Origin of the sequence: Actinomyces acetigenes, assembly GCF_031296635.1 — a bacterium.
GTDB classification, from domain to species: Bacteria; Actinomycetota; Actinomycetes; order Actinomycetales; family Actinomycetaceae; genus Actinomyces; species Actinomyces acetigenes.
This window is the reverse complement of record NZ_JASPFC010000002.1, coordinates 1-25,996: the sequence shown is the minus strand read 5'-3', so window position 1 is coordinate 25,996 and position 25,996 is coordinate 1. Positions and strand designations below refer to the sequence as shown.

Genomic DNA, 25,996 nt, shown 5'->3' with positions numbered 1-25,996 from the left:
ACCTGTTCAGTCCTGTGAGGTGTCCTGGGCCGAGCAGGTGGCGCACAGGCCGAAGAACTCCGCCGTATGCTCCATCTGGGTGAAGCCCTGCTGGGTCGAGACCCGCCCAATCCACTCCTCCAGCTCACCGCCGGCAACCTCCACGGTGTAGCCGCAGCGGCGACACACGATGTGGTGGTGGTGCTCCTGCTTCTCGCAGGCCCGGTAGAGGACCTCGCCCTCAGCGCTGCGCACCTGGTCCACCACCCCGGACTCCGCCAGGGTCTGCAGGTTGCGGTAGACGGTGGCCAGCCCCACCTTGGTGCCCTCAGCCTCCAGGGCGGAGTGGATCTGCTGGGCCGAGCGGAACTCGTCGGTGCGGGCGAGGATGTCGGCAACGGCGGCGCGCTGGCGCGTGGCGCGGGGACGCTGCGCCGTGCTGCTTGCGCTCATGATCTGCCTCCTGAGGTGATGCGGTGCCGTCGGGAGCGGCTGACGAGCTGCAGCAGTCCGGACAGGAGGGCGACGACGGCGTAGCCCCCTACTAGGAGTACCACGATCATGGCGCCGGGAGAGGCCGCCACCAGATAGGTGATCGTCAAACCTGACACACAGGCCACCACGCCCAGCCCCATCGCCAGGTACATGGTGCGGGCGAAGGAGTGCGAGACGAGCTGGGCGATGGCCACCGGCACGATCATGACCGCCGAGACCAGCAGGGCGCCCACCACCCGCATGGACACGGAGACCGTCAGCGCCGCCACCACCGCCACCAGCACGTTGAGGGCACCGGTGGGCAGCCCGCAGGCGTGGGCGAACTCCTCGTCGTGGCACAGCGCGAACAGCGGGCCGCGCAGCCCCAGCCCCACCAGGAGCACCAATGTGGCCAGGGCGATGGTGAACCAGGCGTCGGAGACCGAGACCGTGGAGATCGAGCCGAACAGGTAGGAGTTGAGATTCGTCGTCGTCCCGCCGGCGACGCGAATGAGGATGACACCCCCGGCAATGCCCCCGTAGAACAGGATCGCCAGGGCCACGTCTCCCCGGGTACGGCCGTTGGCGCGAATGACCTCGATCATCACGGCTCCCAGCACGCTGATGATGATCGCCCCGGGCACGGCCCAGGCGTCGTGAGGAGTGACGTTGGCGGCGGCCCCGGCCAGCCAGCCCAGGGCGATCCCGGTCAGGGCGATGTGCCCGATCCCGTCGCCCAGCAGCGCCAGGCCCCGCTGAACCAGGTAGGTGCCCACCACCGGGGCGGCCAGCCCCACCAGGACCGCCACGATGAAGGCGCGCTGGATGAGGGGGCTGGCGAGCATGTCGGAGACGAACTCGATCATGGGCGGGTGCTCCTACCGGGATGAGGGCGCGTTTCAGGCAGCCGATGGTCGAGGACGGGGGCGTGGTGGACCGGAGGGCCGCCGGCGTCCGGGTGGTGGTGATCGCCGCCGGTGCCGCTGTGAGCGCGGTGCGGGTCGCCCTGCGGCGTGCTGGCCCCGCTGTCGCGAAGATGAGCGACCTCGTCGGCCGGGCCGTCGGCGACGAGCCGGCCGTCCTGCAGGAGGATCGCCCGCTGGACGACGTCGGCGAGCTCGCTCATCTCGTGCAGGACCGTCACCAGGGTCAGCCCCTGCGCGCGCAGCCCCTGGAGGATCTCGGCCAGGGACTCGCGGCTGGCGCGGTCGATGCCGGCCAGGGGCTCATCAAGGATGAGCAGCTCGGGGGAGCGGACCAGGGCCCGGGCGATGAGGACCCGCTGGGCCTGCCCACCGGAGAAGACCTGGACGTGGTCCGCGGCCCGGTGGGCTAGGCCGACGGCGTCGAGTGCGGCCATGGCCTTCCGCTTGGCGCTCCGCCCCCGATCGGCCCAGGGACGGCGCGGCCCCAGAAGCCCGGAGCGCACCACCTCCAGGGCGGTGGCCGGGACGCCGGAGCCGGCACCGATCCGCTGGGGAACGTAGCCGACGCGCTCCCAGGGGACCCTGCGGCGGTGCGAGGTGGGGGTGCCCAGGAGCTCGATGCTGCCGCCGGACAGGGGCACCAGGCCCAGAACGGCCTTGACGAGGGTGGACTTGCCCGAGCCGTTGGAGCCCAGGATCGCCACGGACTCGCCGCCGCCCACGGCCAGGCTCACGTCGTCCAGGATGAGGGAGGAGCCCAAGACGACGCTGAGCTCGCGGACCCTGATGGCGAGCGCGGACGACGCCGCCCGGGGTGAGCCGGACGGCGTCGTCGCAGACGCTGGTGAAGGTGAAGATGATGAGGTCATACGGTTGTGATCATGCCAATCTGAGTGGACGCCACCTGCTCGGGATCCCGGGCTCGGCGGCTCGGGCACGAGGCTACTTGCACACCATGGCGGACTTGAGCCGGTCCAGGTTGGTGGTCATGGCGTCGGTGTAGTCGCCCCGTTCGGGCTTGGACTCCAGGGGACTGAGGACGCTGGTCTCCGCCCCGGTCTCCGCAGCGATCGCCTTGGCGGGGGTGTCGGAGACCAGCTCCTCGGTGAAGATCGTCTTGACCCCCGTCTTCTCGACCACCGACTTGATGTTGGCCATCTCGGCGGGGCTGGGCTCGGCCTCCGGGTCAATGCCGGAGATGGAGGCCTGGGTCAGGCCGTAGCGCTCGGCCATGTAGCCGAAGGCGGCGTGGGAGGTGATGAAGGTCTTGTGCTGGCAGCTGGTCAGGCCCTGCTTGTACTGGTTGTCCAGGTTGGTCAGCGCCGTCTTGAGCTTGTCCAGGCCCGCCTTGTAGTCGTTGGCGTTGGCCGGGTCGATCTGGGCGAAGGAGGACTCAAGGGCCTCGGCTACCTTGATCATGCGGTCCGGGTCGAGCCAGAAGTGCGGGTCGAGGTCGCCGTCGTGCCCCTGATCGCCCTCGGCGTGGCCGTGCTCATCGTGACTGTGCTCGCCGTGCTCGTCGTGCTCCGCCTCGCTGGCCTGTGCGGTGGCGGCGGCACTGGCCGTGGCGGAGGTGCCGTCCGCGGCCTCCCCGCCGTGCTCGTGCTCCTCCTCAACTCCCTCGTGGTGGACGAGGTTGGCCGGCTTGCTCAGGTCCACCACGGTGGGTCCGGAGCCGACCTCCTTGACCGCCTTGTCCAGGGAGGGCTGGAAGCCGGGGACGTAGGCGATGAGGTCGGCCTTGCCCAGCTCGGCGGTCTCCTTGCCGGAGAGCTCGAAGTCGTGCGGCTCGACGTTGGAGGGGGTCACGGTGGAGACCTTGACGAGCTTGCCGCCGATGGCCTCGGCCAGGAACTGGATCGGGTAGAAGGACGTGGAGACCGTCAGGGTCTTGCCCGGGGCGATCGTGTGCGGTGCCGAGGCACTCGAGGAGCTCTCGCTCTTCAGGGCGCTGCACGCGCTCATGCCGGCAGCCAGCATCAGGGTGGCTCCGAGCGCCACGACGCGGTGGAGATGACGGGAACGAGCCTGTGAAACATTCATGCGAATCATTCTCATACTCTGGCGGTCCTGCGTCAAACTCGGGGCGAGTCCGCGTGAGCGCTGCTGAGAGCCGGCTTGAACGGAGGTCCGGCGAGCCTGCCCGGCGCGCGGGCGCGCATCCGTGGTGCGACGGGCCCCTCACCAACGCTCGGCGCCTGTCCGCCTAGACTGTTCCCACTCGTCCCCACCAACCAGGCGGGACCACGACCACTCCTGAAGGAGCATCCGTTGGCATCCACCCCTTCACGCCTCGACGCCGTCATCAACCTCGCCAAGCGGCGCGGGTTCGTCTTCCCCTGCGGCGAGATCTACGGCGGAACCCGCTCGGCCTGGGACTACGGGCCGCTGGGCGTCGAGCTCAAGGAGAACATCAAGCGCCAGTGGTGGCAGTACATGGTCCGCTCGCGCGACGACGTCGTCGGGCTGGACTCCTCCGTCATCCTGCCGCGTGAGACCTGGGTCGCCTCCGGTCACGTCGGCGCCTTCACCGACCCGCTCGTGGAGTCCCTGCACACCCACAAGCGCTACCGCGCCGACCAGCTCGTCGAGGAATACGCCGCCCGCAAGGGCCTCGACCCCGAGACCGTCACCCTCGACATGGTTCCCGACCCCGTCACCGGCCAGCCGGGCTCCTGGACCGAGCCGCGCGAGTTCTCCGGCCTGCTCAAGACCTACCTGGGGCCGGTCGACGACAAGTCCGGCCTGCACTACCTGCGCCCCGAGACCGCCCAGGGCATCTTCATCAACTTCGCCAACGTCATGAGCGCGGCCCGCAAGAAGCCGCCCTTCGGCATCGGCCAGGTGGGCAAGTCCTTCCGCAACGAGATCACGCCGGGCAACTTCATCTTCCGCACCCGCGAGTTCGAGCAGATGGAGCTGGAGTTCTTCTGCGAGCCGGGCACCGACGAGGAGTGGCACCAGTACTGGATCGACTACCGCAAGGCCTGGTACACCGACCTGGGCATCAGCGAGGACAACCTGCGCCTCTACGAGCACCCCGCCGAGAAGCTCTCCCACTACTCCAAGCGCACCGTGGACCTGGAGTACCGCTTCGGCTTCGCCGGCTCGGAGTGGGGCGAGCTCGAGGGCATCGCCAACCGCACCGACTTCGACCTGTCCACCCACGCCGAGCACTCCGGCAAGGACCTGTCCTACTTCGACCAGACCCGCTCCGAGCGCTGGACCCCCTACGTCATCGAGCCCTCCGCCGGCCTGACCCGCTCGCTCATGGCCTTCCTCGTAGAGGCCTACACTGAGGACGAGGCCCCCAACACCAAGGGAGGGGTGGACAAGCGCATCGTGCTCAAGCTCGATGCGCGCATCGCCCCGGTCAAGGCCGCCGTCCTGCCGCTGAGCCGCAAGGAGGAGCTGACCGGGCCGGCCAAGGAGCTGGCCGCACGCCTGCGCCGCTCCTGGAACGTGGAGTACGACGACGCCGGCGCGGTCGGCCGTCGCTACCGCCGCCAGGACGAGGTCGGCACGCCCTTCTGCCTGACCTACGACTTCGACTCGCCTGAGGACGGGGCGGTCACCGTGCGCGAGCGCGACACGATGACCCAGGAGCGCATCCCGCTCGAGGGTGTCGAGCGTTACCTGGCTGAGCGCCTCATCGGCTGCTGAGCCGCGCCGGACAGGTCGGCAGTCTCGCTGAAGTCTCGCCGGCCCAGCCACCATCCGGGTCCCGCCCCGTGTCCCTGGCTCACGTCAGGGACACGGGGCGGGCATGATGGGACGGTGAGCACCAACTCGACCTCCCCGAGCAACGAGTCTGTCCCCTCCGAGAGCCTTCCCGAGCCGCCGGTCGAGGAGGGTCGGGACAGCAGGAGCCACGGCCGTCATAGCCGCAGCGGCCACAGTCACTCCCACTCCGGGCCCCTGGACCTGGATGCGGGGGAGGCCCGCCGGGTGCGGATCGTGCTTGGCGCCATCGTCGGTGCCCTGGTGCTGGCCACCGTCGTCGGACTGTTCGTGCTCTGGCCGGGCAAGAGCTCACTCATCGGCTCGCGCTCCTTCACCGCCGAGGGCGGCTCGGTGGGCAAGGCCACCATCACCTCCACGGACCTGTCGGGCTGTCAGAGCTCGGTGAGCGCCCTGACGGAGGTCAACGGCGTCAAGCAGGAGGAGTTCGCCAAGGGCCACGTGTGCGCCCGCATCACCGAGGGGGAGGGCAAGGGCCTGGTGATGCCGGTCCAGCTGGTGGGCGAGCCCCGCAAGCTCGCCCACGCCGGCGACCGGCTCGTCGTCCTCTACTCGCCCCAGGCCATCCTGTCCGGCTCCCCCTACTCCTTCATCGACTACCAGCGCCAGCTCCCGGTCGGCGCCCTGGCGGTCGTCTACCTGGTGCTCGTCGTCGCCGTGGCCGGGCGCAAGGGTGTCCTGAGCGTCCTGGGCCTGCTGGTGGCCACCGGCGTGCTCGCCTTCTTCATGATCCCGGCGCTCCTGTCCGGCTCCCACCCGCTGGCGGTGACCCTGGTCGGATCGATGGCGATGATGCTGGCGGCCGTCTACGTGGCCCACGGCGTGTCCATCCGCACCACGACCGCCCTGCTGGGAACGATGGCCGGCATCGTGCTGACCGTGCTGCTCGCCCTGTGGGGGACCGGTGCGGCCCACCTGACCGGCGACGTCGACGAGACCGCCCGCCTGCTGGCCTCGCGCACGCACATCGATCTGCAGACGCTGCTGACCTGCGGCATGGTCATCGCCGGGCTCGGCGTCCTCAACGACGTCACCATCACCCAGGCCTCCTCGGTGTGGGAGCTGCACGCCGCCAACCCGCTGCTGTCGCGCACGCGCCTGTTCACCGGCGGGATGAGGATCGGCCGGGACCACATCGCCTCAACCGTCTACACCCTGGCCTTCGCCTACGCCGGCACGGCGCTGCCGCTCATCCTGGCCGCCGCCCTTATGGACCGGGCCGTGCTGGACACCATGCTCTCAGGCGAGATCGCCGAGGAGATCGTGCGCACCCTCATCTCCTCCATCGGCCTGGTCCTGGCGATCCCGGCGACCACGGCGATCGCGGCGGCCCTGTGCCGCGTCACCCCGGTCCTCGACGAGTAGACGAGTAACCGGTGACCGGCCTCAAGGATCCGGTGGTGCCGCTGTCTCAGCCGCCGGAGACGTCGGACTCGGCCTGGCTGAGCATCTCGCGGTGGGCCGCATCCAGGGCGGGGGAGTCCAGCCAGCCGTCAGGCAGACGGGGAGTCTTGGGGCTGCCGGCCCGCCCCCGGGGACCCTCGACGATGTCACCGGGGTAGTCCACGACCTCGGGCAGGCGCGAGCGCATCCGCTCCAGGCCGGCGTCGAGCTCGTCCAGGGTCCGGATCCCCATGAGGTCAGCGCGCGCCGCGCCGCCGACCGGGTAGCCCTTGAGGTACCAGCCCACGTGCTTGCGCAGGTCACGCACCCCCCGGTCCTCACCCATCTCCTCAGCCAGCATGCGCCCGTGGCGGCGGATCACCGCGATGACGGCGTCCAGGTCCGGTCGGGTGCGCGCCGGCGAGCCGTGCATGGCCGACACGATGTCGGCGAACAGCCAGGGCCGCCCCTGGCAGCCGCGACCCACGACGACGCCGTCGCAGCCGGTGGCCTCCAGCATGCGCACCGCGTCGTCGCCCAGCCAGATGTCCCCGTTGCCGAGCACCGGCAGGTCGGTGGCCTCCTTGAGGCGGGCGATCTCCTCCCAACGGGCCTGACCCGAGTAGTGCTGGCGCGCGCTGCGGGCGTGCAGGGCCACGGCCGCGATCCCGGCGTTGTCGGCGGCCCGGGCGGCGTCGAGGAAGGTCTCGTGCTCCTCGTCAATGCCCAGACGCATCTTCATGGTCACCGGCACCTGCCTCGCCCGCCCGGCGGCGCGGGCGGCGGCCTCACTGGCGCGCACCGCCTCGGTGAGGATCGCCGCCAGCAGGTCGCGCTTCCACGGCAGCGCCGCCCCGCCGCCCTTGCGGGTCACCTTGGGCACCGGGCAGCCGAAGTTCAAGTCGATGTGGTCGGCCAGATCCTCCTCCACCAGGATCCGCACCGCGGCCCCCACCGTGGCCGGGTCGACCCCGTAGAGCTGGATGGAACGCACCCTCTCGGCCGGGTCGGTGCGCACCATCGCCAGGGTGCGCTCATTGCGCTCCACCAGGGCGCGGGTGGTGACCATCTCCGTGACGTACAGGCCCGCCGGGGCCAGCATGCCGCCGTCGGGCGCGGACAGCGGGCCGGGGGAGGAGGGCCTCAGCGACTCCGGCAGTGCCGCCTCGGCCATCTCCCGGCACAGGCGGCGGAAGGAGGCGTTGGTGACTCCGGCCATGGGGGCGAGCTCGACGGGTGTGGGCACCACCAACGGTCCGATGCGCAGTGGCGCGGGCGCGCGCCCCGAGGCGCAGGCGTCGGGGAGGCGGAGGGAGGTCTGACTCATCGTCACCCCGACATGCTGACACACGGCGGGTGCCAGGGCCGTGATCGGCCCCGCCCTGCGGCCCGGAACAGACACAGGTATAGACCACTTGTGAAGGAAGTAACAGGGACGGATCGGTATCGGCGTATGTCGAATCGCTGATGGCGAGTGCTGATGCGCGTTACCTTGTGTGCTTGTGCTGATGAACGAAGAGACCGAGCCGTCGATATCACGTTCCGTCGTCGTGACCGGAGCCTCCCGGGGAATCGGGGAGGCGGTTGCGAGGGCGTTCCTGGCACAGGGCGACCGAGTGGCGGGCCTGTCCCGCTCCGGCGAGGCCCCCGACGGCGCCCTGGCCCTGGCCGCCGACGTCACCGACCCCGACGCCCTGGCCCAGGCCCTGACCACCGCCACCGAGGCACACGGCCCCATCGAGGTCCTCGTGGCCTCGGCCGGCATCAACCGGGAGTCCCTGGCCGCCCGCACCTCCTCCCAGATGTGGGACGAGGTCATCTCCACAGACCTGACCGGCACCTTCAACACCGTGCGCGCCGTGACACCGGCCATGATGCGAGCCCGTAAGGGGCGCATCATCCTGGTCTCCTCGGCCATCGCCGCCCGCGGAGGCGTGGGCCTGTCCGCCTACGGCGCCGCCAAGGGCGGGGTGGAGGGACTGACCCGCTCCCTGGCCCGCGAGCTCGCACCGCGCGGCATCACCGTCAACGCCGTCGCCCCCGGCGTCGTCACCACGGCGATGACCGCCTCCCTGCCCGACCGCATCCGCACCGCCTACCTCGAGCAGATCCCCCTGGGGCGCTTTGCCGACGTCACCGACATTGCCGGCCCCGTCCTCTTCCTGGCCTCACCCGCGGCCGCCTACGTCACCGGCGCGATCCTCGGCGTCGACGGCGGCCTGGGCATGGGGCGCTAGGCGCACGGCGGGTCGCGAGACGTCGTCGGGGACCGTATCCGGGCAGTGCCGTGGTGCCGTAGGGTAGAGCCGTGACAACGGATCCCATGCGCCGGCTCGTGCTCGTCCGACACTCCAAGGCCTCTCACGACGCCGTCACCGACCTGGAACGTCCTCTGACCCCCAAGGGCACCGCGCTGGCCGACCTGCTGGCCAAGGAGCTGCGCAAGCGCCTGGAGACCACCGACCTGCTGCTGGTCTCCCCGGCGGCCCGGGCCCGCGAGACCGCCCGCCCCATCCGCGACCGCCTCGAGCCCACCGACACCCTCGTGCGCGAGGAGATCTACAACCTGGGCCCCAACGGCATCCTCAGGGTCCTGGCCGAGGAGGGTGCGCAGGCCAGGACGGTCGTCGTCGTCGGCCACGAGCCCACGATCTCCGTACTGGCCCACATCCTCCACGACACCGACGACGACCTGGCCTCCCAGATCTCCTTCGGGGTGCCCACGGCCACCGCCGTCATCATCGACGTCCCCGGCACCTGGGCGGACCTGGAGCCCAGGAGCGCCCGCATCCGGGAGATCTTCACCGCCCGCAAGCGCGACTGAGGCCGGCCCCGCGAACAACCGCAGCCGGTCAGCCCTCGATCAGCTGCAGGACGGCACGCAGGTCACGCACGTGGATGGCCGCATCGGCCTGCTCGACGACCACCGGCTTGGCGCAGAACGCCACCCCCAGCCCCGCGGCCTCCAGCATGCCCAGGTCGTTGGCCCCGTCACCCACCGCGATGGTGCGCTCCATGGGCACGCCGTCCTGCTGGGCCCAGGCGAGCAGGCAGCGGACCTTCTCCTGACGGTCCACGATCCGCCCCAGCACCCGACCGGTGAGACGGCCCTCCTTCACCTCCAGGCGGTTGGCCGCCACGTGGTCGATGCCCAGCCGCTTGGCCAGAGGCGCCACGACCTCCTCGAAACCGCCCGAGACGACCCCCACCCGGCAGCCGCGTGCGTGCAGCGCCTCAATGAGCTCGGCCGCCCCCATGGTGGGGCGCACCTCGGCGAGGACCTTTGCGAAGACTCCCTGGGGGACTCCGGCCAGCGTCGCCACCCGCTCGCGCAGGGAGGCCGCGAAGTCCAGCTCCCCGCGCATCGCCCGGGCCGTGACCTCGGCGACCCGCACACGGGTCCCGGCGCGCTCGGCGATGAGCTCAATGACCTCCTGCTCGATGAGGGTGGAGTCCACGTCCATGACCAGCAGGCCGGGGCCCTCAGTCACTAAAGGGCCCTCGCTCAGCGCCCCGCTGAGGTCCGCGGAGCCGCCGGCACGGTGTCGGGAGGTGTCGCTCATGGCGCCATGCTAGTGGGTGAGCCGGCATGCGAGTACGGCTGCGCCGTCGCCCGGAAGCTCGGGCGACGGCTCGCACTGCAAAGGCGGTGAGCCTACGGTCAGCGGGTGACGACCTGCCCCTTGGCCACCACCGTGATGCCGGACTCGGTCACGGTGAAGCCCCGCTCGCGGTCGTGCTCGGGATCGATCCCCACCATGGCGCCCTCCTCGACCTTCACGTACTTGTCCAGGATCGCGCGGTTGACCACGGTGTTGCGGCCCACCTCTGCCCCGTCCATGAGGACGGACTCGCGCACCGAGGACCAGGAGTTGACGCGCACACCGGGGGACAGGACCGAGGAGATCACCTCACCACCGGAGACGATGACGCCCGGTGAGACGATCGAGTCGACCGCGTGCCCCAGGCGCTCGTGGTGGCCGTAGACGAACTTGGCCGGCGGCATTGCGGCCTGGTAACCGGCGAACAGTGGCCAGCGGTCGTTGTACAGGTTGAACACGGGGGTCACCGAGATGAGGTCCTGGTGCGCCTCGAAGAAGGCGTCCACGGTACCCACGTCGCGCCAGTAGTCGCGGTCGCGCTCGGAGGAGCCCGGGACGTCGTTGTCCTTGAAGTCGTAGACGCCGGCCGCCCCCTGGTTGACGAACCAGGGCACGATGCTGCCGCCCATGTCGTGCTTGGAGGTCTCATCGGCGGCGTCGACCGTCACGGCCTCCAGGAGCGCGTCGGCGTTCATGATGTAGTTGCCCATCGAGGCCAGGACCTCATCGGGGGAGTCCGGCAGACCGGGGGTCTCCTTGGGCTTCTCCACGAAGGCCTTGATCCTGCCGCGGTCGGACGGGTCGGTCTCGATGACGCCGAACTGGTCCGCCAGGGACCGCGGCTGACGGATGCCCGCGACGGTGCAGGGCAGACCGGAGGCGATGTGGTGCTCCAGCATCTGGGAGAAGTCCATGCGGTAGATGTTGTCCGCACCGGTGATGACCACATAGTCCGGGCGCTCGTCGTCGAGCAGGTTGAGGGACTGGTAGATCGCGTCGGCGCTCCCCAGGAACCAGTGCTTGCCCACGCGCTGCTGGGCCGGCACCGGCGCGATGTAGTTGCCCAGCATGTCGGACATGCGCCACGTCTTGGAGATGTGACGGTCCAGCGAGTGGGACTTGTACTGGGTGAGCACCACGACCTTGAGGAAGCCGGAGTTGATCATGTTGGACAGGGAGAAGTCGATGAGGCGGTAGATACCGCCGAAGGGCACGGCCGGCTTGGCGCGGTCGACGGTCAGGGGCATGAGGCGTTTGCCCTCGCCACCGGCGAGGACGATTGCGAGAACACGAAGTTGAGCCATGTGGCCCACCTTACGTTGCTTGAGAGGCTTATGGGGCCAAACAGATCACAATTCGGGTCGCTCCCGTGTCGGCTCCCGAGTCAACCCGGACCTTTGATCTACACATGCCTCCGCTCAGGGAACTGACGGGACCGTACATGCGAATCGGTGGAAACCACCGGCGCTGAACGGTCCCACCGGGGCCCATGTGCGTATAACGTCGGGTGTGGCGCCCGCCGCACCGCAGGCGGCCGTCCTGCGCCGAGGAAGGCGCGGTCAGTCCATCCATCAGACAGAGGAGAGGCACACCCATGAGGGTCGACCTGCTGACCAAGGAGTACCCACCCTTTATCTACGGAGGCGCCGGAGTCCACGTCAACGAGCTCGCCAAGGTCCTGCGCCCCCTGGCCGACGTCCGCGTCCACGCCTTCGGCGGCCCCCGCGAGCCCGGCACCGAAGGCGCCGACGACGGCGTCACCGGCTACCCCGAGATCGCCGAGCTCGACGGCGCCAACGCCGCCCTGCGCACCTTCGGAGTCGACCTGGAGATGGCCCAGGGCACCGAGGGAACCGACCTCGTCCACTCCCACACCTGGTACGCCAACCTCGCCGGACACCTGGCCGGCCTGCTCCACGGCGTCCCCCACGTCGTCAGCGCCCACTCCCTGGAGCCCCTGCGCCCCTGGAAGGCCGAGCAGCTCGGCGGCGGCTACGCCCTGTCCTCCTGGGCGGAGAAGACCGCCTACGAGGCCGCCTCCGGGATCATCGCGGTCTCCAACGGCATGCGTGAGGACATCCTGCGCTGCTACCCGACCGTTGACCCCGAGCGCGTCAAGGTCGTCCACAACGGCATCGACCTCGAGGCCTGGAAGCGCCCGCAGGGCCAGGAGGCCGACGCCGCGGCCTCCGCCACCCTCAAGCGCCTCGGCATTGACCCCGACCGCCCCACCGTCGTCTTCGTCGGACGCATCACCCGTCAGAAGGGCCTTCCCCACCTGCTGCGCGCCTGCGAGCAGCTGCCCGCCGACGTCCAGGTCATCCTGTGCGCCGGCGCCCCCGACACCCCCGAGATCAAGGCCGAGGTCGAGGGCCTCGTGGCCCGCCTGCGCGAGAAGCGCACCGGAGTGGTCTGGATCGAGGAGATGCTGCCGCGCCCCGAGCTCATCGCCGTGCTGGCGGCCTCCGACGTCTTCGTGTGCCCCTCGGTCTACGAGCCCCTGGGCATCGTCAACCTCGAGGCCATGGCCGTGGGACTGCCGGTTGTCGGATCAGCCACCGGCGGCATCCCCGACGTTATCGTCGACGGTGAGACCGGCCTCCTGGTGCCCATCGAGCAGGTCCAGGACGGCACCGGCACCCCCATCGACCCGGCCCGCTTCGAGGCCGACCTGGCCGAGCGCCTCACCACCCTGGTCACCGACACCGAGGCCTCCAGGACCATGGGGCAGGCCGCTCGACGCCGCGTCGAGGAGCACTTCGCCTGGGAGGCCATCGCCCAGCGCACCATGGACGTCTACAACTGGGTCCTGGCCCAAGGCTGAGCCGAACGGCTCCCGCTCGGTGACCCCACCGATACGCCACCGAGTGGCGCGCCCCCTCTACCGGGCCCACCACTCGGTGGCCGCAGCGGCGCCGTGACGCGCCACCGCCAGCAGTGGACGCAGGATGTTGGCTCGCCGCCGCGCCTGAAGGGCGGTCGTGGCCGCGCCGTCGTCGTCCAGGGCCAGCTCGCACATCCCCGCCAGCCGTAAGGAGCGCTCCAACAGCTCCCGATCACGGCGCTTCAGCCACGGCGGCATGAGCCGCGGATCCACCACCGCGGTGAGCAGGTCATTGAGGGCGTCGGCCAGCTCCGGGCGCTCACGGGCCAGGTCGAGCTCGATAAGCGCCTCGATGGCCTCCTCGGTGGCGGCGTGCACCTGCCGGCGGGCGTGCGCCGCATCCAGCGGGGGCAGCGTGCCGGCCATGGGCTCGGCGCGCCAGGTCACCGAGGTTCCGGAGTCCTCAGGAACCAGCAGCACCCGGCCGGCTGCCCCCTCCAGCATGACGCCCTCCTCGATGTCGGGCAGGAGCCCCCAGGTGCCGCCGGCTGGTGAGGGCAGGACCGCGCTCACCCGGCTCAGCGGGCGGGCGGCGGTGAGCCACTGCGCCAGGCTGACGCGTCCTGGATCGTCGGCGGCGGTCGGCGTGTCCGAGCCTCCGGTGACGACGCTGTCGATGACGTCATGGGCGCCGTCGGGGCCTTCCACGAGTGACAGGCCGTGGGAGGAGGGCGATGGTGCCCACAGGGCCAGCATGATGCTGACGGGCGGGTTGAGGGGATCCATGGGGGCCAACCATAGTGAATGGCAGCGAGGCGGGCCCCGGAGGAGAACGGGCCGCAGACGGGTCGCGGCTCTTGCCGCGCATCTGCTCGGTGTGAACTCGGCGCCACGATAGGATCACTCCATGACCAGTGTCCTGCACCTCGACGACGTCTCGCTGCACCGCGGCAGTCACCAGATTCTCAGCCACGTCAGCTGGAGCGTGGAAGAGGGTCAGCACTGGGTGCTGCTGGGGTCCAACGGCGCGGGCAAGACCACGATCGCCAGGATCGCCTCGGCCAGGCTCTTCCCCTCCTCCGGCACGGTGGACATCCTCTCCGAGCGGCTCGGGCGCGTGGACGTCTCCGAGCTCCACCCCCGTATCGGCCTGTTGTCGTCGGCCCTGGCCGCCGATGTCCAGAGCGGCGAGAAGGTGCTCGGTGTGGTCCTGTCGGCCTCCTACGGGCGCATCGGACGCTGGCGCGAGGAGTACGACAACGTCGACGTCGAGCGCGCTCACGCCCTGCTGGGCGCCCTGGGGGGCGCTCACCTGGTCGACCGGCCGTGGGGAACACTGTCGTCGGGGGAGCGCAAGCGCGTCGAGCTGGCTCGCGCTCTCATGCCGGACCCGGAGATGCTCTTCCTGGACGAGCCGGCCTCGGGTCTGGACCTGGCCGGCCGTGAACAGCTTCTGGCGGCGCTCACCGAGATCATCTCCTCGCCCGACTCGCCCTCCATGGTCCTGGTGACTCACCACCTGGAGGAGATCCCGGAGGGCTTCACCCACGCGCTCACGCTGCGCGAGGGCAAGGTCGTGGGCGCCGGCCCGCTGAATGAAGTCCTCACCGCGGACACGATCAGCACGACCTTCGGCATGGAGCTGGAGGTTACCCATGACCGCGGCCGCTACTCCGCCAGGGGGCGCCCGGCCGGCCACGGCAGGCGCGTCGCCGAGGCCAGGGGCTGACCACCGGTTCCGGGCGAGAAGGCCGCCTTGGACTGTATCGATCCCTGATCGGCCCTGCCCGGTATACGATCACACACTCACCAACCGCGTTCATCAGGAGGTTCTCATGGAATGGTTGCTCTGGGTCGGAGGGGCGTTGCTCCTCATCGTCATCGAGACGATGACAGCCGACCTCACCTTCCTCATGATCGCCGGCGGCGCGCTGGGAGGAGGCCTGACATCCTTCCTCGGCGGGCCCGTGTGGGCGCAGGTCGTGGTCTTCGCCTGCGTCTCCACCCTGCTTCTGTTCGCCGTGCGGCCCTGGGCCAAGCGCCGCCTGGCGGCCGCCACCCCGCAGATGAAGACCAACGTCGACGCCCTCATCGGTCGGTCTGCCGTCACCATTACTCCTGTTGACCGTGAAGGCGGGCGGGTGCGCCTGGGCGGTGAGGAGTGGAGCGCCCGTCTGGCTCCCTCCGCCCAAGGGGGTGAGCCTCGCCTGGAGGCCGGGGTGAGTGTAACCGTGACTCAGATCGACGGGGCCGTGGCCGTGGTCGCCCCGGTGACGGCCTCCGCCGCTGCGCCCGCATCCTGACGTTCCCGGCGTCGGCCCCAACCATTCTGACCATCCGTTCAACCCTGCAGGAGGAACCTCGTGCCCTTCGTCTCCATCATCTTGCTTCTCGTGGCCGTGCTGGTCATCATCGTCATCTTCCGGGCGGTGCGGATCGTCAAGCAGAGCACTGCGATCATCGTTGAGCGCCTGGGGCGCTTCCAGGCGGCTTACGGCGCTGGAATGCACTTCCTGGTGCCCTTCATCGACCGGGTGCGCAACATTATGGACCTGCGTGAGCAGGTCGTCTCTTTCCCGCCTCAGCCGGTCATTACCTCCGACAACCTCGTCGTGAGCATCGACTCGGTGGTCTACTACCAGATCACCGACCCCATGCGCGCCACCTACGAGATCTCCAACTACCTGCAGGCCATTGAGCAGCTGACGGTCACCACGCTGCGCAACGTCGTCGGCTCGATGGACCTGGAGCAGACGCTGACCAGCCGTGACCAGATCAACGGCCAGCTGCGTGGCGTCCTGGACCAGGCCACCGGCCGTTGGGGCATCCGCGTCAACAGTGTGGAGCTGAAGTCCATCGACCCGCCGGCTTCCATTCAGGGCTCCATGGAGCAGCAGATGCGCGCCGAACGTGACCGCCGTGCCGCGATCCTGACGGCTGAGGGTGTCAAGCAGTCCCAGATCCTCACGGCCGAGGGTGACAAGCAGTCCGCGATCCTGCGCGCCGAGGGCCAGGCGCAGTCCGCGATCCTCAAGGCTCAGGGTGAGTCGCGCGCCATCCTCCAGGTCTTCGACGCCATCCACCGCGGTAACGCCGACTCCAAGCTGCTGGCCTACCAGTACCTCCAGACCCTGCCCAAGATCGCCAACGGCTCCTCCTCCAAGATGTGGATCGTGCCCACCGAGTTCACGGCGGCGCTCGACGGCATCGCCGGCGCCCTGGGCGGTGGCAAGGACGGCGGCCCCGGCGGCGGTGTGAACGCCTCCGACGACGACGCCGCTCATCCCGGTGTCGACCTTTCGGGCAGCGAGCTCGACCTGGGCATCGCCTCGGACCTGGCCAGCACCAGTCTCCAGGCCCCCGAGGAGGCCCTCGCCCAGGCCCGTGGCGAGGTCGAGTCGGCCTCCCAGGAGGCCAGTGAGGAGCCCGGATCCAAGGCAGGCGTCTCCCCGAAGGCTCCCGCGGATAAGGCCGACGGCGGGGCAACGGTGAGCGTCCCGACCTCCGACGGCGTTGAGGGGGCTCACACCGCGCACGGAAGCCACGTGGCCGACCCCGAGGAGGTCCAGCCCGGTTCCGTGCCCCCGCGCGGTGGTTACGGCATCCAGGCCCAGCCCGGCTACGGCACGCCTCCCGGCGCGCCCCAGGGACCCTACGGCGCCTGAGCCGGCTTCCTTGACGCCCGTTGGGAACCACAGGGGCCCCAGGGCACTCGCTGCGGCGGGAGGAGTGGGCGATCCACAGTGATCGGCCTATTCTTCCCGCCGTACTGCTGTACTGAACGGGGAAAGCCCCAGAAGGTGACGAAGCGATGATCATTGAGCTGTCCGACGGCGCCGATGAGCGCCTGGCGGACTACACCAGGCTGACGGACGTGGCGCTGCGCCGTCGGCTGGAGACCCAGCGGGGCCTGTACATGGCCGAGTCCTCCAAGGTCATCACGCGCGCCGTGGCCGCCGGGCACGCCCCGCGCTCCTTCCTCATGGCCCCGCGCCACCTCGATGAGATGCGGCCGGTCATCGCCTCCGCGGCCGGCTGCGGGGGCAGCGACGACGGCGGTGAGGTCCCCGTATTCGTCGCCCCCGAGGAGGTCTTGGAGTCCATCACGGGCTTCCACCTGCACCGCGGTGCGCTGGCCGCCATGAACCGGCCCGAGCTCGCCGGTGTTCCCGAGCTCCTCGCGGCCGCCCGCGGGGGAGCGGGGGCCAGGAGGGTCGCGATCCTGGAGGACCTGGTGGACCACACGAACGTGGGGGCGGCCTTCCGCAGTGCGGCCGCCCTGGGGATCGACGCCGTCCTGGTCACTCCGCGCTGCGCGGACCCCCTCTACCGGCGCAGCGTGCGCGTCTCCATGGGCACCGTCTTCCAGGTCCCCTGGACCCGGATCGAGCACTGGCCCGCCATGGACGAGCTCCACGAGCAGGGCTTCACCGTGGCTGCCCTGGCACTGTCGAACACGTCCGTGACCCTGGATGAGTTCGCGGCCTCACCGGCCTGTACGGCCCCGGACTCGCGGGTCGCCGTCGTCCTGGGCACGGAGGGCGACGGGCTGTCCCACCGGGCCATCACCGCAGCCGACGAGGTGGTGCGCATCCCCATGGCCGGGGGAGTGGACTCCCTCAACGTGGCGGCAGCGGCCGCCGTGGCCTTCTGGGCGCTGCGTCTGCCCTGACCTGGACCCCGCGGTCCGGGGCCGCCGGTGAACGCCGGACGAGCAGCAGGTGAGCAAACACGGTGGGGGCCGGATCCGTCCGTTGACGGATCCGGCCCCCACGGTTGTGTCAGCAGCCGATCAGGTCGGCGGCGTCAGGTCAGGCTCAGGCCTCGGGCGCGGTGACCTTGATGAGGGCCTCGCCGGGCTCTACCGAGTCGCCGCCGACGACCTCGACCGAGGCGAAGGAGGCGGTGTTGGTGACGAGCACCGGCGTGGTCAGCGGGTAACCGGCCTGCTCGATGACGGAGCGGTCCACGCGGACGAGCTCCTGGCCCGCGCTGACGTGGTCGCCCTGGGAGACCTTGACGTCGAAGCCTTTGCCCTCCAGGTTGACGGTGTCCAGACCCACGTGGATGAGGATCTCCACGCCGCTGTCCAGGGTGATGCCGAAGGCGTGCCCCGAGGACGGGGCCACGACGACGGTGCCGTCGGCCGGAGCCGTGACGACGATGTCGCCCTGGGGCTCCAGACCCACGCCCTGACCGACGGCGCCCGAGGAGAACACCGGGTCGGGGACCTTGTCCAGGTCCATGGTCGTGGCCTTGAGCGGTGAGGCGATCTCAGTGACCGCGCCGGGAACGAGAGCCGGCTTGGGTGTGGGGGCCTTCGCAGCCCGGTCACCCTCCTCCACGGGCGCAGCAGCCGCAGCGGCGGCCTTGGGTGCCTCAGAGGCCTCGGCCGGAGCGGAGGCAGTGGCGTTGCCGGTCTTGGTGGTGCCCGCTGCGGCGAGTGCCTCGGCCCGCTCCTCCTTGGTGCGGTAGCCGAAGGTGACGATGAGGAAGAAGGAGGTGGCGAAGGCCGCGGCGACGGCGATGCCGTAGAGCCACATGGGGTTGAAGACCGGGATGGTCAGCAGCGAGGTGAAGGCGAAGGTCGTGGTCGTGACACCATCGATGCCTCCCAGCATGCTGCCGATGCCCTCGACGAGGCCGCCGACGGCACAGCCGACGAGCATGAACGGGTAGATGCGCTTGAAGCGCAGGTGGATACCGTAGAGGCTCGGCTCGGAGATACCGCCGAGCAGACCGGCGAAGAGAGCACCGGTGGCGGTCTGGCGCATCTCGTTGTCCTTGTCGCGGATGGACCACACGAGGACGGCGGCGGTGGCGCCGAAGCAGGCGAAGTTCCAGGCGCCCATGGGACCCTGGATGAAGTCGGTGTGGTGCGTGGCCTCGGAGGCGATATTGGCCAGCATGAGGGCGTTGAGCGGCCAGTGCAGGCCCAGCGGCACCAGGAAGGGGTAGACCATGGGGATGAGGATCGCGAAGATGATCGGGGCGTGAGAGTTCAGCCAGAACAGGGCCGTGCCCAGGCCGGTACCGATCCACACGCCCAGGGGGCCGATGAGGAAGGCCGTCACCGGCATCATGATGACGAAGGATAGGAAGGGCACGAAGACCATCTGCACGTTGGACGGAACGACCTTGACCAGTCCCTTGTAGACCAGGGCCAGGATGGCCACCATCATGAGGGGGACGAAGACCTGACCGCCGTAGTCGTTGAGCTGCATGGGAATGCCCGCGACATGCGCGACACACAGGTCCTTGTCCAACGTGGCGTTGTGGACGCAGTCAATCACGCCCTTCTTCTGGAGCACCTTGTCGCTCAGGAAAATGTACTCCGGCGTGAGCAGCGCTGCCATGATTGCTGTGCCGACCCAGGGGTCGATCTTGAGCTTCTTGGAGGCGTTGTAGGCCACCATGATCGGCAGGAAGTAGAAGACGCTGCGGAACATGGCATCGACGAACAGCAGCGTGACCGGCTTGTCCGCGTTCTCCGCGTGGGTGTTGATGAGGCCGAAGGCCTCAAAGATCGCCTCACCCGCGATAATGAGGGAGGCGCCCAGCAGCACCGGCAGCAGGGGGCGGAAGGAGTCGGACAGGTACTCGAAGAAGGCGTCGACGTAGGCGTTCTTGCCGCGGGCCTTGGCCCGGACAGCGGCCTTGACGTCGGCGTCGGACTGGCCGGAGCCGGAGGAGCCGCCCTGGCTCTTCATGGCCGGCAGGTTGTTGATCTCGTCGTACACGCTCTGCACGGCACCACCGATGACGATCTGGTAGCGGTCCCCGGACTGGGGGACGGCGCCCATGACGCCCGGGATGGCCTCGACGGCCGCCTTGTCGATTTCGGAGGCGTCCTTGAGCTCGAAGCGCAGTCGGGTGGCGCAGTGGGTGAAATGGATGATGTTGTCGGCGCCGCCCACGGCGTCGAGGATTGCCTCAGGGGTTGAGGTCGTGGTTGCCATTCGGGCCCTTTCCTACTGAGCGAGGGTGACGCGGACGGTGAACGCACCCCAGTGCGCTCCGAGTCCCCGACGAGCTCGCTCTCGGTGGTGGGATCTGACACCTCCTGCGCCACGTGGGCGCGAAGAAGGTGGTTGAGGACGAGGGTACTGTCTTATGGCTCAGAACTAAAAGGGAACAGCCCGTCTGGATGGTGCCGCTGCCCTTCTCAAGACGGCCAGTGGCCGCGAATCTGCGCGACCCCGGTATCCACCGCCAGGTGTTTGCGCAGTTGAGGAGGGTTGTGCGCACAGGCGCTCAGGGCAGTGGGTGCATCGGCGGAGCGGGTTCTGCACGCTTGAGGAGCACCGACCCCGCCTCAAGCGAAGGAGCTCGACATGAGTGCGCAGACCTCCCTGGCCGCACAGCCCGCATTGCCGGTCCTACCGAACATCCCGGTTCGCCCGCCCACCACGACTCCGCCTCCCGCCCCGTCCCCGACCGCCGTACCCGATTCGCCGCGGCTCTATGGCCCGCCGGGGTGGACGGTGCGTATCGGCCTGTGGCGCCTGCTTGAGCCGTGGCTCGACGCCCCGCGCTGCCTGCCGGGGGAGAGTCCACTGCGACTGGATGCTCTGGGCGCCCCGGTGAGCGACTACGTGCCCTTCCGCGGGATGGACGCCGCCACGGCGGCCGACCTGCTCCTGCGGCTGCCGGCTGCGGCACTGAGCGACCATCAGAACCTCGCCCCGAGCCTCAAGACGTTGCTGACCGCCTGCGCTGGGGCGGACGGGCAGGTGCGCTTGTGCGGATACGGCATTGGTCCCCAGCGGGAGGACGAGCGTCTGAGCGTCGAGGCCCTGTGGGTCGCCGACGCCGACCTGCAGGGTTACGAGGTCCTCGCCGAGCACAGCCGGGACTGCCAGTGCTCCGCGCTGTGGGAGCGGGTCAAGGAGCGCTACGAGCTCGACGCCGGGTGCGTGCCCGACGACATCGTGCGCACCCGCCCCGAGTGGGCCGGCGGCGCCGTCGGCTGGTGGATGTGGTGGGACTGATAGGTCCGTTGCGGCGGGCAGCATCGGCGGGCCCGTACCATGGCGCGCGTGATCAATGTCCAGGACCTCACCATGCGTATCGGTGCCCGCCAGCTCGTCGCTCACGCCGGCTTCCGGGTCGACAAGGGGATGCGCATCGGCCTCGTGGGCCGTAACGGCGCCGGCAAGACCACCATGACCAAGCTGCTCGCCGCCGCCTCCGTGGCCCAGGGCGCCGGCCGCGCCGTCAACGACGCCGATGAGCGCCACGGGCTGGAGGCCGTTGAGCACGAGGGCACGATCACCTGCACGAGCTCGGTGGGCTACCTGCCCCAGGACACCAAGGTCGGGGACCTCAGCGAGATCGCCCGGGACCGGATCCTCTCCGCCCGCGGCATCGACACGCTCCTGGCCCGCATCCGCAAGGCCGAGGAGCGCATCGCCGTCACCGAGGGGGAGGCCCAGGCCAAGGCCCTGGACCGCTACACGCGCCTGGACCACGAGTTCACCATGGCCGGCGGCTATGCCGCTGCCTCCGAGGCCGCCCGCATCAGCGCCGCCCTGGGCCTGCCCGACCGCATCCTGGACCAGCCCATCGGCACCCTCTCCGGCGGTCAGCGCCGTCGGGTCGAGCTCTCCCGGGTCCTGTTCCAGCAGCCCGACACGCTCCTGCTCGACGAGCCCACCAACCACCTCGACCACGACTCGATCCTGTGGCTGCGCGACCACCTGCGCACCTACTCCGGGGGCTTCATCGTCATCAGCCACGACGTCGAGCTCCTGCGCGACACCGTCAACCAGGTCATGTACCTCGACGCCGGCCGCGGGGTCCTCGACGTCTACCACCTGGGCTGGGACGCCTACCTCAAGCAGCGCGCCGACGACGAGCACCGGCGCCGTCGGGAGCGCGCCAACGCCGAGAAGAAGGCCGCCGCCCTGCGCGCCCAGGGGGAGAAGATGCGGGCCAAGGCCACCAAGGCCGTGGCCGCCCAGCAGATGCTCAAGCGGGCCGAGCGCCTCATGGCCGACTTAGAGGACGAGACCGCCGTGGAGAAGGTCGCCCACCTGCGCTTCCCCGACCCCGCCCCCTGCGGCAAGACCCCGCTGCGCGCCGCCGGGCTGTCCAAGGCCTACGGTTCGCTGGAGGTCTTCGCCGGCGTGGACCTGGCCATCGACCGCGGCAGCCGGGTCGTGGTCCTGGGCCTCAACGGCGCCGGCAAGACCACGCTCCTGCGCCTGCTCGGCGGGGTGGAGGAGCCCGACTCCGGTGAGGTCATCGCCGGCCACGGCCTCAAGATCGGCTACTACGCCCAGGAGCACGAGACCATCGACACCGCGGCGAGCGTCGTGGAGAACCTGCGCCGCGCCGCCCCCGGCATGGACGACACCCAGGTGCGTAGCGTCCTGGGTTCCTTCCTCTTCTCGGGCGCGGACGCCGACAAGCCCGCCCGGGTCCTGTCCGGCGGGGAGAAGACCCGCCTGGCCCTGGCCATGCTCGTGGTCTCCAGCGCCAACGTCCTCCTGCTCGACGAGCCGACGAACAACCTCGACCCCGCCAGCCGCGAGGAGATCCTCGGGGCGCTGGGCACCTTCGCCGGTGCCGTCGTCCTGGTCACTCACGACGAGGGCGCCGTCGAGGCCCTCAACCCGGACCGGGTCCTCCTGCTGCCCGACGGCGACGAGGACCTGTGGGGGCCGGAGTACCTCGAGCTGGTGGCCCTGGCCTGAGGGTGAGACCGTCACCCTCCCTCACGGCCCTGGGCGATGCCGTCGGACACAGTGAGTCCCCTCACCCCGGCTCCGCGGTGGGGACCGCGTAGGGTTGTCACCAGGAACAAGGCGTCCGGATGGAGTGTTGGCTCCAGTGGATCCTGAGGGCTCCCGTCATGAGAGCCGCCGCAGGACCTTCAGCGGTGCCACCCGGAGCGCCGCAGACGAACGTAGGCATACCAGACCAGGAGATGACCATGGCAGAGACCGCCCTGACCGACACCACTGACACCCAGACCCCCGAGCACGAGGTCATCCTCACCGAGACCGCCGCCGCGAAGGTCGCCAGCCTCCTGGCCCAGGAGGGGCGCGACGACCTGCGCCTGCGCGTGGCCGTCCAGCCCGGCGGCTGCTCCGGTTTGGTCTACCAGCTCTACTTCGATGAGCGTCTCCTGGACGGCGACGCCGTGCGTGCCTTCCCCACCGGCAGTGACGAGATGTCTAGCGTTGAGGTGGTTGTCGACCGCATGAGCGTGCCCTACCTGTCGGGCGCCACCATCGACTTCGCCGACACCATCGAGAAGCAGGGCTTCACTATCGACAACCCCAACGCCGCCGGAAGCTGCGCCTGCGGCGAGTCCTTCCACTGATCCCTCCCGCGCAGGCCCTCCCTCACGCAAGGAGCTCATGTGCGCCGCACATCCCTGACCCTGACCGCCCTGGCTGCGGCCGCCTGCCTCGCGCTGGCCGGCTGCTCGGGGGCGTCCAAGAACACCTCTGCCACGTCGTCGGCCTCCAGGGCTGCGGCTTCCGAGACACCGGTGCCGGCGGCCACAGCGCCCGTGGACTGCTCCACTGTGACGATCGACTCCGACTCCGCGTCGCTGCCGACCATCGGTGGTGACGCAGGCAAGCAACCCACTGTGACCTGGAAGGAGGGTGCGCAGGCGCCTAAGAACCTCACTGTCAAGACGCTGACGAAGGGCAACGGGGCCGAGATCGACGCCGCTGGCGTGGTCAAGGCCAACTACACGGGCTGGCAGTGGGGCGGCACCGATCCCTTCGACACCTCCTTCAAGAGCGGTGCTCCGGTGACCTTCCCGCTGGGGAACGTGATCCAGGGGTGGAAGTGCGGCCTGGCCGGCCACCACGTGGGTGACCGGGTCGTCATGTCGATCCCCCCGGAGCTGGCCTACGGCAACAAGGCGGCCCAGGACGCTCAGGCCGCCCAGGCCGGCGGTGCCCAGCAGGGGCAGCAGAAGCCGGCCGGGACGCTCGTGTTCGTCGTCGAGATCGTCGACGGCGTCAGTGGCAAGATCTCCGGCGGTTCGGCCTCGGCCACGATGGAGGGCGAGGAGGCCGTTAGTCAGCGCGGCATCACAGTCAGTGGGGAGCTCGGCCAACCGGCGAAGCTCTCCATCGGGGCCGACGCCACCCAGCCGACCAAGTCCGAGGTCATCGTACTGGCCCGCGGCTCTGGTCCGGCCATCAAGGAGAGTTCCACGGCCGTGATGAACATTGCCGGAAACTACTGGGACGGCTCCCACCCCTCCAATACCTGGGAGCAGCACGCCGCCGAGCCGATCAACATGGCTCAGGCGCAGCAGTCCCTGCCGGGACTGATCGGCGTGCCGGAGGGCTCCCGGATCGTGGTGCTCATGCCTCCGATCCAGGCAACGGGGCAGCAGCAGGGGGTCCCGGCGTCGGCCTATGTCATGGACGTTGAGAAGGTCCTCTAGCAAGACTGCTCGGCACCTACCGGACATGGTTGTGGCCCGCACCCCGTGAAGGGGCGCGGGCCACAAGCCTGTGCGGCGCGTGTCCGGGCTGAGTGTCAGCGAACGATGAGGCCCTGGGTCTTGGCGACGGCGTCGGCCAGGCGCTCGGAGACGTCCTGCCAGTTGGCGATGTTCCAGACGGCCTTGACGTAGTCGGCCTTGACGTTGAGGTAGTCGAGGTAGAAGGCGTGCTCCCACATGTCCACAATGAACAGTGGGATGGTGCCCACAGGCACGTTGCCCTGCTGGTCGAAGAGCTGGAAGGTGACGAGCTTTCCGGAGAGGGAGTCGTAGGCGAGCACGGCCCAGCCCGAGCCCTGAATGCCCAGGGCCGTGGCGGTGAACTGCGTCTGGAACTTCTCGAAGGAGCCGAAGGAGTCCTTGATGGCCTCGGCGAGCTCGCCCTCGGGCTGGCCCCCGCCGTTGGGGGAGAGGTTCTTCCAGAAGATGGAGTGGTTGGTGTGGCCGCCCAGGTTGAAGGCGAGGTTCTTCTCCCACAGGTTGATGGCGGCCAGGTCGCCGGCCTCACGGGCGGCGGCCAGGGCCTCCAGGGCGGCGTTCGCACCGGCGACGTAGGCGGCGTGGTGCTTGTCGTGGTGGAGCTCCATGATCTTGCCGGAGATGTGGGGCTCCAGGGCGGCGTAGTCGTAGGGGAGCTCGGGAAGGGTGTACACGGCCATCAAGGACTGCCTTTCGGTGGGTGGAGGTGGCTTCAGTTCCGTCTCAACAGGGCTCGTTAGGACTGAAGTCCTGGACATGGTTCATGCTAGACGCGGCGCTGGAAGAGGGATAGTGAGCCTGCGTGTGATTACACTGACCGCGGAAACACTGCCGTCCGTACCCGTCCACGAAGGATCCGCTATGACCGACCAGGCTGCTTCCGCCCGCCTCGAGCTTCTCGTCTTCTCCGACGACACCACCGTGCGTCAGGAGGTCATCGACGGTGTCGGACGCCGACCGGCCAAGGGTCTGCCACTGGTGAGCTGGACCGAGGCGGCCACCGCCGAGGGCGTACGCATGGCCATCAAGGACCGCGAGAAGGAGGACCAGCCGCCCTTCGACGCACTGGTCCTGGACGCCGAGGCCAAGAAGCTCGGCGGCATGGGGCTGGCCCACGAGCTGTTCATCGAGCTCGACGAGCGCCCCGCCGTCGTCCTGCTGACCGCTCGCCCCCAGGACGACTGGCTGGCCGCCTGGGCCAAGGCGGAGGTCGTCGTGCCCCGCCCCCTGGACCCGCTGAGCCTCCAGGAAGGCGTCGCCAAGGCCCTCACTGCGCGCCGCGGCACCGTCACCCCCGCGGGCTGAGCCGGGCGTCGGCCGCGCGGAGGTGACCTGCTCACGTGCGGCGTCGTCACTCCTGCGAGGCCAGGACCTTGCGGTGGCGGGCAGCTGCGCCGATCGGCCACGTGAGCACCGCGGGGTCGCCGTCGACCTCCACGATGCGGGCGCCCTCGTCCAGGACCCAGTCGGCCAGCAGGCTCGTCTCCTCAATGCTCGCCACCTCACCGACGCGCCCGGGCCTGTCAACGACCCGGGCGCTGGTGCGCAGCAGCTCGACGGCGGGGCGCGGGTCGGCGCCCGGCGCGGTCGTCATGGAGCCGGCCAGCAC

24 protein-coding genes and 1 pseudogene are annotated in these 25,996 nt (G+C 69.8%); 14 read left to right on the top strand and 11 right to left on the bottom strand.

Annotated features, from left to right (window positions below; all coding sequences use genetic code 11):
* Nucleotides 1–6 precede the first annotated feature (6 nt).
* The 4 genes from RIV14_RS01135 to RIV14_RS01120 form a co-directional block, all read right to left on the bottom strand.
* Entirely contained in the window at nt 7–432 is a 426-nt protein-coding gene (locus RIV14_RS01135; protein ID WP_075371859.1) for a Fur family transcriptional regulator, read from the bottom strand.
* The gene (locus RIV14_RS01130; protein ID WP_070660578.1) at nt 429–1,319 is read right to left on the bottom strand and encodes a metal ABC transporter permease; all 891 of its coding nucleotides are present in this window, start codon (nt 1,317–1,319) and stop codon (nt 429–431) included. The genes RIV14_RS01135 and RIV14_RS01130 overlap by 4 nt, the downstream gene beginning before the upstream one ends.
* Entirely contained in the window at nt 1,316–2,248 is a 933-nt protein-coding gene (locus RIV14_RS01125) for a metal ABC transporter ATP-binding protein (RefSeq protein ID WP_075371860.1), read from the bottom strand. The genes RIV14_RS01130 and RIV14_RS01125 overlap by 4 nt, the downstream gene beginning before the upstream one ends.
* A gap of 73 nt (nt 2,249–2,321) precedes the next feature.
* Nucleotides 2,322–3,422, bottom strand: coding sequence for a metal ABC transporter substrate-binding protein (locus RIV14_RS01120; RefSeq protein WP_075371861.1), 1,101 nt, complete (start codon nt 3,420–3,422; stop codon nt 2,322–2,324).
* 228 nt (nt 3,423–3,650) lie between these two features.
* Here RIV14_RS01120 and RIV14_RS01115 point away from each other — a divergent pair, with 228 nt between their 5' ends.
* The gene (locus RIV14_RS01115; protein WP_075371862.1) at nt 3,651–5,042 is read left to right on the top strand and encodes a glycine--tRNA ligase; all 1,392 of its coding nucleotides are present in this window, start codon (nt 3,651–3,653) and stop codon (nt 5,040–5,042) included.
* A gap of 114 nt (nt 5,043–5,156) precedes the next feature.
* Entirely contained in the window at nt 5,157–6,485 is a 1,329-nt protein-coding gene (locus RIV14_RS01110; protein ID WP_075371863.1) for a YibE/F family protein, read from the top strand.
* 46 nt (nt 6,486–6,531) lie between these two features.
* Here RIV14_RS01110 and dusB read toward each other — a convergent pair whose 3' ends face one another.
* Nucleotides 6,532–7,830, bottom strand: a complete 1,299-nt coding sequence (dusB, locus tag RIV14_RS01105) for a tRNA dihydrouridine synthase DusB (RefSeq protein ID WP_075371864.1) — start codon at nt 7,828–7,830, stop codon at nt 6,532–6,534.
* A gap of 181 nt (nt 7,831–8,011) precedes the next feature.
* Here dusB and RIV14_RS01100 point away from each other — a divergent pair, with 181 nt between their 5' ends.
* Nucleotides 8,012–8,740 (top strand): SDR family oxidoreductase, encoded by a 729-nt coding sequence (locus tag RIV14_RS01100; protein ID WP_178387830.1) that lies wholly within the window; start codon nt 8,012–8,014, stop codon nt 8,738–8,740.
* A gap of 86 nt (nt 8,741–8,826) precedes the next feature.
* Nucleotides 8,827–9,327, top strand: a complete 501-nt coding sequence (locus RIV14_RS01095) for a SixA phosphatase family protein (RefSeq protein ID WP_081379549.1) — start codon at nt 8,827–8,829, stop codon at nt 9,325–9,327.
* A 28-nt stretch (nt 9,328–9,355) separates the two neighbouring features.
* Here RIV14_RS01095 and serB read toward each other — a convergent pair whose 3' ends face one another.
* Both serB and glgC read right to left on the bottom strand, forming a co-directional pair.
* On the bottom strand, nt 9,356–10,066 hold the full coding sequence (serB, locus tag RIV14_RS01090) for a phosphoserine phosphatase SerB (RefSeq protein WP_075371866.1): 711 nt from the start codon (nt 10,064–10,066) through the stop codon (nt 9,356–9,358).
* A 98-nt stretch (nt 10,067–10,164) separates the two neighbouring features.
* Nucleotides 10,165–11,409, bottom strand: coding sequence for a glucose-1-phosphate adenylyltransferase (gene glgC / locus RIV14_RS01085; protein ID WP_075371867.1), 1,245 nt, complete (start codon nt 11,407–11,409; stop codon nt 10,165–10,167).
* A gap of 290 nt (nt 11,410–11,699) precedes the next feature.
* Between glgC and glgA the strand changes: the two genes are divergently transcribed.
* On the top strand, nt 11,700–12,929 hold the full coding sequence (gene glgA / locus RIV14_RS01080; protein WP_075371868.1) for a glycogen synthase: 1,230 nt from the start codon (nt 11,700–11,702) through the stop codon (nt 12,927–12,929).
* A 57-nt stretch (nt 12,930–12,986) separates the two neighbouring features.
* Here glgA and RIV14_RS01075 read toward each other — a convergent pair whose 3' ends face one another.
* Entirely contained in the window at nt 12,987–13,715 is a 729-nt protein-coding gene (locus tag RIV14_RS01075) for a hypothetical protein (RefSeq protein ID WP_075371869.1), read from the bottom strand.
* Nucleotides 13,716–13,836: 121 nt separating this feature from the next.
* Here RIV14_RS01075 and RIV14_RS01070 point away from each other — a divergent pair, with 121 nt between their 5' ends.
* The 4 genes from RIV14_RS01070 (at nt 13,837) to RIV14_RS01055 (ending at nt 17,601) form a co-directional block, all read left to right on the top strand.
* A complete protein-coding gene (locus tag RIV14_RS01070) occupies nt 13,837–14,658 on the top strand; it encodes an ABC transporter ATP-binding protein (RefSeq protein ID WP_075371870.1) in 822 nt (273 codons plus the stop codon).
* Nucleotides 14,659–14,764: 106 nt separating this feature from the next.
* Complete coding sequence (locus RIV14_RS01065) at nt 14,765–15,232, top strand: NfeD family protein (RefSeq protein WP_075371871.1); 468 nt, start codon at nt 14,765–14,767, stop codon at nt 15,230–15,232.
* Between the two features lie 60 nt (nt 15,233–15,292).
* Entirely contained in the window at nt 15,293–16,594 is a 1,302-nt protein-coding gene (locus RIV14_RS01060) for an SPFH domain-containing protein (RefSeq protein WP_075371872.1), read from the top strand.
* 146 nt (nt 16,595–16,740) lie between these two features.
* Nucleotides 16,741–17,601, top strand: coding sequence for a TrmH family RNA methyltransferase (locus RIV14_RS01055; RefSeq protein ID WP_075371873.1), 861 nt, complete (start codon nt 16,741–16,743; stop codon nt 17,599–17,601).
* A 145-nt stretch (nt 17,602–17,746) separates the two neighbouring features.
* Here RIV14_RS01055 and RIV14_RS01050 read toward each other — a convergent pair whose 3' ends face one another.
* Complete coding sequence (locus tag RIV14_RS01050) at nt 17,747–19,888, bottom strand: glucose PTS transporter subunit IIA (protein ID WP_075371874.1); 2,142 nt, start codon at nt 19,886–19,888, stop codon at nt 17,747–17,749.
* 375 nt (nt 19,889–20,263) lie between these two features.
* Here RIV14_RS01050 and RIV14_RS01045 point away from each other — a divergent pair, with 375 nt between their 5' ends.
* The 4 genes from RIV14_RS01045 (at nt 20,264) to RIV14_RS01030 (ending at nt 24,348) form a co-directional block, all read left to right on the top strand.
* Nucleotides 20,264–20,920, top strand: a complete 657-nt coding sequence (locus tag RIV14_RS01045; protein ID WP_075371875.1) for a hypothetical protein — start codon at nt 20,264–20,266, stop codon at nt 20,918–20,920.
* Nucleotides 20,921–20,968: 48 nt separating this feature from the next.
* Nucleotides 20,969–22,627: an ABC-F family ATP-binding cassette domain-containing protein gene (locus RIV14_RS01040; RefSeq protein WP_178387831.1), complete on the top strand. Its 1,659-nt coding sequence runs from the start codon at nt 20,969–20,971 to the stop codon at nt 22,625–22,627.
* Between the two features lie 239 nt (nt 22,628–22,866).
* Entirely contained in the window at nt 22,867–23,259 is a 393-nt protein-coding gene (locus tag RIV14_RS01035; RefSeq protein WP_075371914.1) for a HesB/IscA family protein, read from the top strand.
* Nucleotides 23,260–23,298: 39 nt separating this feature from the next.
* A complete protein-coding gene (locus RIV14_RS01030) occupies nt 23,299–24,348 on the top strand; it encodes an FKBP-type peptidyl-prolyl cis-trans isomerase (protein ID WP_075371877.1) in 1,050 nt (349 codons plus the stop codon).
* A 95-nt stretch (nt 24,349–24,443) separates the two neighbouring features.
* Here the strand turns inward: RIV14_RS01030 and RIV14_RS01025 are convergent, their stop codons facing one another.
* Complete coding sequence (locus tag RIV14_RS01025; protein WP_075371878.1) at nt 24,444–25,067, bottom strand: superoxide dismutase; 624 nt, start codon at nt 25,065–25,067, stop codon at nt 24,444–24,446.
* Between the two features lie 181 nt (nt 25,068–25,248).
* On the opposite strand from RIV14_RS01025, the gene RIV14_RS01020 reads away from it, so the two are divergent.
* Nucleotides 25,249–25,692, top strand: a complete 444-nt coding sequence (locus RIV14_RS01020; protein WP_075371879.1) for a hypothetical protein — start codon at nt 25,249–25,251, stop codon at nt 25,690–25,692.
* A 46-nt stretch (nt 25,693–25,738) separates the two neighbouring features.
* Here RIV14_RS01020 and RIV14_RS01015 read toward each other — a convergent pair.
* Nucleotides 25,739–25,996: pseudogene (locus tag RIV14_RS01015) on the bottom strand (DEDD exonuclease domain-containing protein); the annotation flags it as partial.

What these genes read in the sequence shown, in the direction of transcription:
- RIV14_RS01135 (WP_075371859.1), bottom strand. Translation starts at nt 432, where the DNA reads ATGAGCGCAAGCAGCACGGCGCAGCGTCCCCGCGCCACGCGCCAGCGC.
- RIV14_RS01130 (WP_070660578.1), bottom strand. Translation starts at nt 1,319, where the DNA reads ATGATCGAGTTCGTCTCCGACATGCTCGCCAGCCCCCTCATCCAGCGC.
- RIV14_RS01125 (WP_075371860.1), bottom strand. Translation starts at nt 2,248, where the DNA reads ATGACCTCATCATCTTCACCTTCACCAGCGTCTGCGACGACGCCGTCC.
- RIV14_RS01120 (WP_075371861.1), bottom strand. Translation starts at nt 3,422, where the DNA reads ATGAATGTTTCACAGGCTCGTTCCCGTCATCTCCACCGCGTCGTGGCG.
- dusB (WP_075371864.1), bottom strand. Translation starts at nt 7,830, where the DNA reads ATGAGTCAGACCTCCCTCCGCCTCCCCGACGCCTGCGCCTCGGGGCGC.
- RIV14_RS01100 (WP_178387830.1), top strand. Translation starts at nt 8,012, where the DNA reads ATGAACGAAGAGACCGAGCCGTCGATATCACGTTCCGTCGTCGTGACC.
- RIV14_RS01095 (WP_081379549.1), top strand. Translation starts at nt 8,827, where the DNA reads ATGCGCCGGCTCGTGCTCGTCCGACACTCCAAGGCCTCTCACGACGCC.
- serB (WP_075371866.1), bottom strand. Translation starts at nt 10,066, where the DNA reads ATGAGCGACACCTCCCGACACCGTGCCGGCGGCTCCGCGGACCTCAGC.
- glgC (WP_075371867.1), bottom strand. Translation starts at nt 11,409, where the DNA reads ATGGCTCAACTTCGTGTTCTCGCAATCGTCCTCGCCGGTGGCGAGGGC.
- glgA (WP_075371868.1), top strand. Translation starts at nt 11,700, where the DNA reads ATGAGGGTCGACCTGCTGACCAAGGAGTACCCACCCTTTATCTACGGA.
- RIV14_RS01075 (WP_075371869.1), bottom strand. Translation starts at nt 13,715, where the DNA reads ATGGATCCCCTCAACCCGCCCGTCAGCATCATGCTGGCCCTGTGGGCA.
- RIV14_RS01070 (WP_075371870.1), top strand. Translation starts at nt 13,837, where the DNA reads ATGACCAGTGTCCTGCACCTCGACGACGTCTCGCTGCACCGCGGCAGT.
- RIV14_RS01065 (WP_075371871.1), top strand. Translation starts at nt 14,765, where the DNA reads ATGGAATGGTTGCTCTGGGTCGGAGGGGCGTTGCTCCTCATCGTCATC.
- RIV14_RS01055 (WP_075371873.1), top strand. Translation starts at nt 16,741, where the DNA reads ATGATCATTGAGCTGTCCGACGGCGCCGATGAGCGCCTGGCGGACTAC.
- RIV14_RS01050 (WP_075371874.1), bottom strand. Translation starts at nt 19,888, where the DNA reads ATGGCAACCACGACCTCAACCCCTGAGGCAATCCTCGACGCCGTGGGC.
- RIV14_RS01045 (WP_075371875.1), top strand. Translation starts at nt 20,264, where the DNA reads ATGAGTGCGCAGACCTCCCTGGCCGCACAGCCCGCATTGCCGGTCCTA.
- RIV14_RS01035 (WP_075371914.1), top strand. Translation starts at nt 22,867, where the DNA reads ATGGCAGAGACCGCCCTGACCGACACCACTGACACCCAGACCCCCGAG.
- RIV14_RS01025 (WP_075371878.1), bottom strand. Translation starts at nt 25,067, where the DNA reads ATGGCCGTGTACACCCTTCCCGAGCTCCCCTACGACTACGCCGCCCTG.
- RIV14_RS01020 (WP_075371879.1), top strand. Translation starts at nt 25,249, where the DNA reads ATGACCGACCAGGCTGCTTCCGCCCGCCTCGAGCTTCTCGTCTTCTCC.